The organism is Pseudomonas sp. SDO524_S393 (assembly GCF_054071875.1).
In genome coordinates this window covers 24,888-34,214 of sequence record NZ_JBSVVZ010000071.1, presented here as the reverse complement: position 1 = coordinate 34,214, position 9,327 = coordinate 24,888, and the positions used below count along the sequence as shown (strand labels likewise).

9 protein-coding genes and 1 riboswitch are annotated in these 9,327 nt (G+C 60.9%); of the genes, 5 read left to right on the top strand and 4 right to left on the bottom strand.

The genetic code is table 11. From position 1 onward, the window contains the following. Positions 1 to 111: 111 nt before the first annotated feature. Genes ACW9IB_RS24730 through purM form a run of 3 tightly spaced genes read right to left on the bottom strand, consistent with a single transcriptional unit; the run spans position 112 to position 2,542 of the window. The gene (locus ACW9IB_RS24730) at positions 112 to 825 is read right to left on the bottom strand and encodes a DUF3108 domain-containing protein (RefSeq protein ID WP_457369200.1); all 714 of its coding nucleotides are present in this window, start codon (positions 823 to 825) and stop codon (positions 112 to 114) included. An 8-nt stretch (positions 826 to 833) separates the two neighbouring features. After that, entirely contained in the window at positions 834 to 1,484 is a 651-nt protein-coding gene (purN, locus tag ACW9IB_RS24725; protein ID WP_457415855.1) for a phosphoribosylglycinamide formyltransferase, read from the bottom strand. Further along, on the bottom strand, positions 1,484 to 2,542 hold the full coding sequence (purM, locus tag ACW9IB_RS24720) for a phosphoribosylformylglycinamidine cyclo-ligase (protein WP_457369202.1): 1,059 nt from the start codon (positions 2,540 to 2,542) through the stop codon (positions 1,484 to 1,486). The genes purN and purM overlap by 1 nt, the downstream gene beginning before the upstream one ends. 355 nt (positions 2,543 to 2,897) lie before the next feature. Between purM and ACW9IB_RS24715 the strand changes: the two genes are divergently transcribed. The 5 genes from ACW9IB_RS24715 to ACW9IB_RS24695 all read left to right on the top strand — a co-directional run bounded on the left by ACW9IB_RS24715 (position 2,898) and on the right by ACW9IB_RS24695 (position 7,480). Continuing rightward, complete coding sequence (locus ACW9IB_RS24715) at positions 2,898 to 3,938, top strand: DUF2066 domain-containing protein (protein WP_457415854.1); 1,041 nt, start codon at positions 2,898 to 2,900, stop codon at positions 3,936 to 3,938. A 32-nt stretch (positions 3,939 to 3,970) separates the two neighbouring features. Further along, entirely contained in the window at positions 3,971 to 5,044 is a 1,074-nt protein-coding gene (locus tag ACW9IB_RS24710) for an AI-2E family transporter (RefSeq protein ID WP_457369204.1), read from the top strand. A 204-nt stretch (positions 5,045 to 5,248) separates the two neighbouring features. Continuing rightward, positions 5,249 to 5,953, top strand: a complete 705-nt coding sequence (gene hda, locus ACW9IB_RS24705; RefSeq protein WP_010208669.1) for a DnaA regulatory inactivator Hda — start codon at positions 5,249 to 5,251, stop codon at positions 5,951 to 5,953. A 213-nt stretch (positions 5,954 to 6,166) separates the two neighbouring features. Further along, positions 6,167 to 6,796 carry an NlpC/P60 family protein gene (locus ACW9IB_RS24700; protein WP_457369205.1) on the top strand — a complete coding sequence of 210 codons (630 nt, stop codon included), beginning with the start codon at positions 6,167 to 6,169 and terminating at the stop codon, positions 6,794 to 6,796. Positions 6,797 to 6,940: 144 nt separating this feature from the next. Beyond that, on the top strand, positions 6,941 to 7,480 hold the full coding sequence (locus tag ACW9IB_RS24695) for a C40 family peptidase (RefSeq protein ID WP_457369206.1): 540 nt from the start codon (positions 6,941 to 6,943) through the stop codon (positions 7,478 to 7,480). 150 nt (positions 7,481 to 7,630) lie between these two features. Here ACW9IB_RS24695 and ACW9IB_RS24690 read toward each other — a convergent pair whose 3' ends face one another. Beyond that, positions 7,631 to 8,944, bottom strand: coding sequence for a PQQ-dependent sugar dehydrogenase (locus ACW9IB_RS24690; RefSeq protein WP_457415853.1), 1,314 nt, complete (start codon positions 8,942 to 8,944; stop codon positions 7,631 to 7,633). Positions 8,945 to 9,043: 99 nt separating this feature from the next. Beyond that, positions 9,044 to 9,291: riboswitch (cobalamin riboswitch) on the top strand. Positions 9,292 to 9,327 lie beyond the last annotated feature (36 nt).

Here is a 9,327-nt window from a genome sequence, read left to right as displayed (position 1 = left end):
AACTGTGGGAGCTGGCTTGCCTGCGATGGCGTCAGCGGTTTCAACACACAATCTCCAGGCAAAAAAAAAGCCCCGCATTCCGCGAGGCTCTTTTTTTGATTCACCCGCCCATCAGCTGCCTTTGACAGCCTTGCCGTCAACAGTGCCGTCTTGCAGCATGATGTTGTATTCCTTGCCGTCGGTCTCGACTTGGCGCAGGGCAACCAGGATGCCGCCCTGGTCCTTGGCAAACCACATCTGAGTGATGCGCTTGCTCTGCGAAGGGTCACGCACGCGCTCGACCTTGATCGCGTCGATGGAGCCGACCTTGGTCTGCACCTTTTCCGCGCCGATCACGCGAAAGTCGTAGGTGTCGACGTCAGTGCCTTCGACCACGCGGTAGCTCATGCTTTTCTTGCCGGCAGCCACATCGCGTTGCAGGGCAAGCTGGTAGGTGGACTTGTCGAGCATGCCACTTTCCAGGGTAACGTTGACCGGGTCCTTGTTTTCAAAGCCGGTGACTTTCTTGGCGCCCTGGTCGAAATCCAGGTTGATCTTCTTTGCCTTGCCCAGGCCGCCGCGCTCGAAGCTGTAGCTCTTCGGTTGCAGGGTGTCCTTGTCGAACAGGATCTGGCTGGTTTCGGTGAGGCTGGCGATCATCATGGAAGCCTTGAAGTTCAAGGTCCAGGTGCCGTCGCCATTCTTGGTCAGGCTGCGTTCAGCCGAACCACTCATGGGCAACTGTTTCCAGTCGGCGGTGTAGCTGGCGGAGAAGGGGTGAAGGTCTGCTGCCTGCACGGCAGGCAAGGCAAGCAGAGCAAAAGCGAAGAGCAGGGCGCGACGCATAAAATCTCCTAGGTTCGAATCAAGTGGCCGCTGGCCGCGAGTAACTGACCGTCCAATAATGCACCCTGATCACCAAGAATCAACCGTCCTTCGGCAAACCAGCGAACAGCCAGCGGGTAAATCCTGTGTTCCTGGGTATGCACCCGATGCGCAAGCGTCTGCGCCGAGTCGTCAGACTCTACCGGAACCACTGCCTGTACGACCAGAGGCCCGCCATCGAGTTCCTCGGTGACAAAGTGCACGCTGCAGCCGTGCTCGCTGTCGCCGGCATCGAGCGCACGCTGGTGCGTGTGCATGCCTTTGTACTTGGGCAGCAGGGACGGATGGATATTCAGCAGGCGCCCCTCATAGTGGCGTACGAAATCAGCGCTGAGGATGCGCATGAAACCGGCCAGGACCACGAGTTTGGGGTTGAAGGCGTCGATCAGTTCGATCAGGGCGGCATCGAAGGCTTCACGGCCATCGAAGGTTTTGTGATCCAGCGAGCGGGTGTCGATACCCGCGTCCCTGGCGCGTTGCAGGCCGTAGGCGTCGCTGCGGTTGGAGATCACCGCAGCGATGCGTACCGGGCTGTCGCCGGTACGCGTGCTGTCGATCAGGGCCTGTAAGTTACTGCCGGTGCCGGACAACAGCACCACGACATCACAGGTCTGCGGCATCAGTGAGCCTTGAGGTTCTTCAGTTCAACCTGGGCAGCGCCTTCGGCGGCAGCGGCGATTTCACCGATGACCCAAGGTTGCTCGCCGGCTTCGCGCAGTACGTTCAGCGCGGTTTCAACGTGCTCTTGAGCCACGCAGATGACCATGCCCACGCCGCAGTTCAGCACGCGGTGCATCTCGGTTTCGTTGACGTTGCCTTTTTCCTGCAACCAGTCGAAGACCGCAGGACGCTGCCAGCTGGCTACGTCGACGATGGCCTGGGCGCCTTTTGGCAGGACGCGCGGGATGTTGTCCAGCAGGCCGCCACCGGTGATGTGGGCCATGGCTTTGACGGCGCCGGTGTCCTTGATCAGCTTGAGCAGCGGCTTGACGTAGATGCGGGTCGGGGCCATCAGCAGGTCGGTCAGCGGCTTGCCGTCGAGCTGGGTGTTTTCGATGTCGGCGCCGGACACTTCGATGATCTTGCGGATCAGCGAGTAGCCGTTGGAGTGCGGGCCGGACGATGGCAGAGCGAGCAGGGCGTCGCCGGTGGCAACCTTGGAGCCGTCGATGATCTCGGCCTTTTCCACCACGCCGACGCAGAAACCGGCCAGGTCGTAGTCTTCGCCTTCGTACATGCCTGGCATTTCAGCGGTTTCGCCGCCGACCAGGGAGCAACCCGACAGTTCGCAGCCCGCGCCGATGCCGGTCACCACTTGTGCAGCGGTGTCCACGTTCAGCTTGCCGGTGGCGTAGTAGTCGAGGAAGAACAGCGGCTCGGCGCCGCACACCACCAGGTCGTTGACGCACATGGCGACCAGATCGATGCCGATGCTGTCGTGTTTGTTCAGGTTCAATGCCAGGCGCAGCTTGGTGCCCACACCGTCGGTGCCGGAGACCAGCACGGGCTGCTTGTAGCCGGCCGGGATTTCGCAGAGGGCGCCAAAACCGCCCAGGCCGCCCATGACTTCGGGGCGCGCAGTGCGCTTGGCGACGCTCTTGATGCGTTCGACCAATGCTTCACCGGCGTCGATGTCTACACCGGCGTCCTTGTAGCTCAGGGAGGGTTGCTTGCTCATGATCCAGGCCTTTAGGGGGAATTTCTGGGTAACGACCGGGCGGGCAGGCGCCCTTGGTAAAAGGCCCAGCCGTTGACGGTCTGCGAAGGCGCGCGATTTTATCAGGCTTGAGGGGCAGCGGCCATCCTCGGGCCGACGGGCAGGGCCATATCGGTTAAAAAAGCCGGTTAAAAAAATGCTAATCGGCTCTGCTGGCGTGCGTATTAAGGTATAGCCTTTAACCCGCTATCGTTGTGACAGTACTCAAACTGCCAGGCCCCAGTGAATGTTTTGTCGATTGCTGTGGTCACAGCCTTGGCAAACCGAGTTCACGCGGTCTGTTCCAGCCGCTAAATTTGTCGTTCGGGAATCTTTCATGCGTCTGTGTACATTCTTTTTTGTAGGCTGCTTGTCGTTGGTCAGCCTGGCGAGTCATGCCGAAACCCTCAATGGCCTCTACCAAGTCCTCGAGCCTGTCAGCAGCCAGTCGCCCCAGGAGCGCGACCAGGCCACCCAGCGTGCCGTGCAGACGCTGGTGATTCGCCTGACCGGCGACGCCAAGGCTGCCGATGGCCCGAGCCTGGCGGCGGTGCGCAAGGACCCGCAACAGATCATCAGCCAATACGGCTACGACGCCGGCCCGCCCGAGAGCCTGCAAGTGGATTTCGATCCGGTCAGTACCGATCGCGTCTTGCGTGAAGCCGGTCTGTCGATCTGGGGCAGCAATCGGCCATCGATCCTCGGCTGGTGGCTGAACGACTCCACCGAAGGCAGCAGCCTGGTGGGCGACGGCCAGGCTGTGGCCCAGGCGTTGCGCCGTGCAGCCCAGCACCGCGGCTTGCCGCTGCGGCTGCCACTGGGGGATCTGGACGAGCAGGTGGTCGCCACCGGCCCCAATCTGGAAAGCCCGGATGTCACCCCGCTGCGCGCGGCCTCCGAACGTTATGGCGCCGACGCGCTGCTGGCAGTGCATGCGCGCCAGGAAGGCAGCCAGTGGCAGGCCAAATGGCGTCTGTGGCTGGGCGACAAGAGTGAGCAGGGCACCGCTCAAGGGGCCGACACCGGCGCCGTGGCCGATGAGGTGATGTTGGCGGTCAGCCAGAAACTCGCACCGCGCTTTGCGGTGAAACCGGGTGTGAGTACCGAGCAATTGCTGGAAGTGCAGGGCATTACCCTCGAGCGTTATGCGGCATTGGGGCATTTGCTTGAGCCCTTCGGTGGTCAGCCGCAGCGGGTCGATGGCAATCGTATCGTGTACCGCGTCAGCGGCAGTGCCGATCAGTTGCGCAGTCAACTGAGCCTGGCCCGGTTGCAGGAGGTGCCGGCGGATGAGGCACCGGTTCAGTCGCCGACGGTCGAAGGTACGCAGCCGGCGGTTGCACCTGAGCCTCAGGCACAACTGCGTTTTCGTTGGTAGCGGTTTTCTTCTTTATATAGATGGAGTGGTTTATGGCGGATGCGCGTCGTTGGGTGTGGCTTGGCGGGATTGTCCTGCTGTGCGTGTTTGTGTTCCTGCTGCATTCGATCCTCACGCCTTTCCTGGTGGCGTTGCTGCTGGCCTATCTGTTCGACCCGGTGGTGGACCGCCTCGAGAAAGTCGGCCTGTCGCGTACCTGGGGCGTGGTGGCGGTGTTTGCGCTGTTCACCTTGATCATCACCGCGTTGGTGCTGGTCCTGGTGCCGATGCTGGCCAAACAGTTGTTCCGGCTCTACGAGCTGGCACCGCAGATGCTCGACTGGCTGCAACATACGGCGATGCCATGGGCCCAGGCCAAGCTGGGGTTGTCGGACGGCTTCTGGAAGTTCGACAAGGTCAAGGCTGCGATCAGCGAACACATGGGCCAGACCACCGATATCGTCGGCGTGGTGCTCAGCCAGGCCACGGCGTCGAGCCTGGCGTTGATCGGCTGGCTGACCAACCTGGTGTTGATCCCCGTGGTGGCGTTCTACCTGCTGCGTGACTGGGACATCATGATGGCCAAGATCCGCAGCCTGCTGCCGCGCAACCGTGAGGAGCGCATTGTGTCGCTCGCCGAGGAGTGCCATGAGGTGCTGGGCGCCTTCGTGCGGGGCCAACTGCTGGTGATGCTGGCGTTGGGAGTGATTTATGCCGCAGGTTTGATGGCGATCGGCCTGGAGCTGGGCCTGTTGATCGGCCTGATTGCCGGCCTGGCGGCGATCGTGCCGTACATGGGCTTTGTGATCGGTATCGGCGCGGCGCTGGTGGCCGGGCTGTTCCAGTTTGGTGGTGAGTTGTACCCAATGCTGGGGATCGTGGCGGTGTTCATGGTCGGCCAGGCCCTGGAGGGTATGGTGCTGACGCCGCTGCTGGTGGGGGACCGGATCGGCCTGCACCCGGTGGCGGTCATCTTTGCGATCCTGGCGGGGGGTGAGCTGTTCGGGTTTACCGGCATTCTGCTGGCATTGCCGGTGGCGGCGGTGATCATGGTGCTGGTGCGCCATGTGCATGACCTGTACAAGGATTCGGATGTGTATACAGGGGTTGAAGACCCCGATTTGTAATCCTTTCATCACAAACCCGGCTCTGGCCGGGTTTGTCGTTTATGGAAGGGCGGGTGTCAAACAATTCGCATAAAACCCCGAAGTTCACGCAAACCTTTGATTTTGCTTGTGGTCTGCTGCATTGTGCGCCCGGCGTCACGGGTATAAACTTTGCAAACTTTACACAGAGGCCACTAACGGTTCGAACGGAGCCGTTCAGTCAGCATGAAACCGATTCAGCTGCCCTTGGGTGTGCGTCTGCGTGACGACGCCACCTTCATCAATTACTACCCAGGCGCCAATGCCGCTGCACTCGGCTATGTCGAGCGGCTCTGCGAAGCCGACGCCGGGTGGACGGAAAGCCTGATCTATCTGTGGGGCAAGCATGGCGTGGGGCGTACTCACCTGTTGCAGGCCGCCTGCCTGCGTTTCGAGCAGATGGGCGAGCCGGCGGTGTATTTGCCGTTGGCCGAGCTGATGGATCGGGGGATCGGGATCTTCGACCACCTCGAGCAATACGAGCTGGTGTGCCTGGACGACTTGCAGGCGATTGCCGGCAAGGCAGAGTGGGAAGAGGCGCTGTTTCACCTGTTCAACCGTCTGCGTGACAGTGGCCGGCGCCTGCTGATCGCTGCGTCTACCTCGCCCCGCGAGTTGCCGATCAAACTGGCCGACCTCAAGTCACGCATGACCCTGGCGCTGATCTTCCAGATGCGTCCGCTGTCCGACGAAGACAAATTGCGGGCTCTGCAATTGCGTGCGTCCCGTCGCGGCCTGCACCTCACCGATGAAGTCGGGCACTTTATTCTGACCCGGGGCACCCGTAGCATGAGCGCCTTGTTCGATTTGCTCGAGCAGCTCGATCAAGCCTCCTTGCAGGCTCAGCGCAAGCTGACAATTCCGTTCCTCAAGGAAACCCTCGGCTGGTAGCCAACCCTTTTGAAATGGGGCTTTCGGCAAATTACAGGCGCCAGAAAACCTGCGTTTTAGCCAGTTTTGGCACGCAAAAGGCAGGTATAGGGTGTTAAGGGCTTAGATGTCATAGTCCGAACAAGAAGTCACATAGATCGCGATTGAATTTGCAAATCGATCTGATAGAGGGCATAGTCTCGTCTTCTTTACATATCAGCCACGGTCGTGCCCATGCTAAATCGCTTCGCACCCCTCGTGCCTCTCGCACTCGTTACCCTGTTGTTTGGTTGCGCATCCCACCCTCAACAGGTGGCAGAACAGCAAAAACCACAGGTTCAAAATCAGGCAAAGTTCGTTCCTGCACAGTCTGCTTCCGTTTATGAAGAGGAAGTGGCAACCGAGGAAGAACTGACCAACTTCGCCAGCAACAAGCCTTACCAGTTGCCTGTGCTGGCCGACAGCATTCTTGAGCGCGGCATGTCCTTGATCGGTACCAAGTACCGTTTCGGCGGTACCTCTGAAGCCGGGTTCGATTGCAGCGGCTTCATCGGTTACCTGTTTCGTGAAGAGGCCGGCATGAATCTGCCGCGCTCCACTCGCGAAATGATCAACGTTAAAGCACCGTTGGTCGCGCGCAACAACCTAAAGCCTGGCGATCTGCTTTTCTTCAGTACCAGTGGCCGTGGCCGTGTCAGCCATGCCGGTATCTACTTGGGCGATAACCAGTTTATCCACTCCAGCAGTCGTCGCAGTGGCGGTGTTCGAGTCGATAGTCTGGGCGACAGCTACTGGAGCAAGACCTTCATCGAAGCCAAGCGCGCACTCGCCATGGCCCCGACCACGGTCACCGCCAGCAAGTAAACTTAAAGTGATACTTGAAGTTTGACGTGTAAGCGCTAGAATCCCTGGATATTGTTGTAATCCGTTCGCGCGAGCTTTGCTTGCGCGTTCTGGTTTTCAGCGTTCGGCAGCGAAAGCCGCATCCAGACCAGGATTGTTCTGCCCATGTCGACCTCGGCCCGCCTGATCCTCATTCTCTGCGCCGCGCTGCTAAGCGCCTGCGCACACCGTCCACCGCCGCCCGCTCCTGTAGCGGTCAAACCCAAGCCGGTGTTCAACTATTCCACGCAAAATTTCTCGCCGGCTGCCGAAGACGTGCTCTTCCGTGCGTTGGGTCTGGTCGGCACGCCTTACCGTTGGGGCGGCAATACGCCGGACTCCGGTTTTGATTGCAGTGGCCTGATCGGCTTTGTCTACCGCGATGCCGCTGGTATTTCCCTGCCGCGCACCACCCGCGAGCTGATCGTGATGCGTGCCCAGGATGTGAGTGAAGAGAATCTGCAAACCGGTGACCTGCTGTTCTTTGCCACCGGTGGTGGTTCCCAGGTCAGTCATGCGGGGATCTATGTCGGAGAGGGCCGCTTTGTGCATGCGCCGCAAACCGGCGGTACGGTGAAGCTGGACACCCTGGACAAGGCCTACTGGCAGAATGCGTACCTGAGCGCCAAGCGCGTGCTGCCGGGGAATCTGGCGCGCAATCCTTAGGGCCCTTTAAAGCTCTGAAGGTGGGGGCGGGCTTGTGTGGGAGCTGGCTTGCTTGCGATGGCATCACCGCGATGCGACCGACACACCGCAGCGCCTGCATCGCGGGCAAGCCCGGCTCCCACATTGGTTTGGTGGTGTTCGTCAAACCGGTTATTTGGCCGACGATACCCGCCACACCTTATTCCCCACATCGTCCGCCACCAGCAAGCCCCCCTGCTGATCAATCACCACGCCCACTGGCCGGCCCATGGCTTTCTCATCACTGTTGAGGAACCCGGTCAGCACATCCACGGGCTGGCCTTTCGGCTGCCCGCCTTCGAACGGCACGAAGATCACCTTGTAGCCGCTGTGCGGCTTGCGGTTCCACGAACCGTGCTGGCCAATGAAGGCCCCGTTGCTGAACTGCGCCGGGAGCTTGCTGCCCTCGGCAAAGGTCAGTCCCAGGGACGCCGTGTGGGGGCCTACCGCATAGTCCGGCGCAATCGCCTTGGCGACCAATTCCGGGTTCTGCGGCGTGACGCGCACATCCACATGCTGCCCGTAGTAGCTGAACGGCCAGCCATAGAATCCGCCATCCTTGACCGAGGTGATGTAGTCCGGCACCAGGTCGCTGCCAATCTCATCGCGCTCGTTCACCGCGGTCCATAGCTTGCCGCTTTGCGGTTCCCAGGCCATGCCGTTGGGGTTGCGCAGGCCGGAGGCGAAGATGCGGTGCTGGCCGCTGGCACGGTCCACTTCCCAGATCGCCGCCCGACCTTGTTCGGCCTCCAGACCGTTTTCGCCGACATTACTGTTGGAGCCCACACTCACATACAGCTTGCTGCCGTCTTTGCTCGCCACCACGTTTTTGGTCCAGTGGTGATTAAGGGTGCCGCCGGGCAGGTCGACGACCTTGGTGCCGGCCTCCTTGATCGAGGTTTCCCCCGGTTGATAAGGGAAACGCAGCAACTGGTCCGAGTCGGCCACGTACAGGTCGTTGCCCACCAGGGTCATGCCGAACGGAGAATTGAGGTTTGCCAGGAACACCGTGCGGGTTTCGGCGATGCCGTCGTGGTCGGCATCGCGCAGCAGTGTGATGCGATTCGGGCTTGGCACTCCGGCGCCGGCACTGCCCATGACCTTCTCCATCACCCAGCCGCGAATACCGGTGGCGTCATCCGGCTTGGGCGGCGCATTGGTTTCCGCCACCAGCACATCGCCATTGGGCAGTACGTACAGCCAGCGCGGATGATCCAGGCCCTCGGCAAACGCGCCGACCTGAGTACCGGCGGCGGCTACCGGCTTCGCGCCGGCGGGCCAGCCCACGGCGGGAGCGATGTTGACGGTGGGGATCAATGTCTTGTTCGGCTCCGGTAACGTGGGCGAAGGCCCCGTGCCATCGGAAACCTGCAAGGTAGAGCTTTCGCCACAGGCAGCGAGGCTGCCGGCGAGCATGATCAGTAGCGCGAGTCTTGTTTTATGCATGGTGTTCTCCTGGATGCCTGTAGGAGTAGAGGTGCACGGCGGTCCGATGGTTCAAGCGCAGGGCCGGCTTTAATTGACGCTCCACCCCCAACCCACTAACCTTCGCGGCTTGTTTCAGGTGCTCTGTGGCCCATGTGTCGACAGAGTGAAACAGGGAAGCCGGTGAGCGAGCGCATGTGACCACCATGCTGCCGCGAATCCGGCGCTGCCCCCGCAACGGTAAATGAGTCAAGACGGTGCCTTTAGCCACTGTATCGCGTGCGATATGGGAAGGCGCGCCGTCGGCCTGCCTGCTCCGGCAAGCGCCACTCATGAGCCCGGAGACCGGCCTGAAGCATTCAACAGCATCACGGTGGGCGATGCTTGGCTGTCTGCTGTTCCTT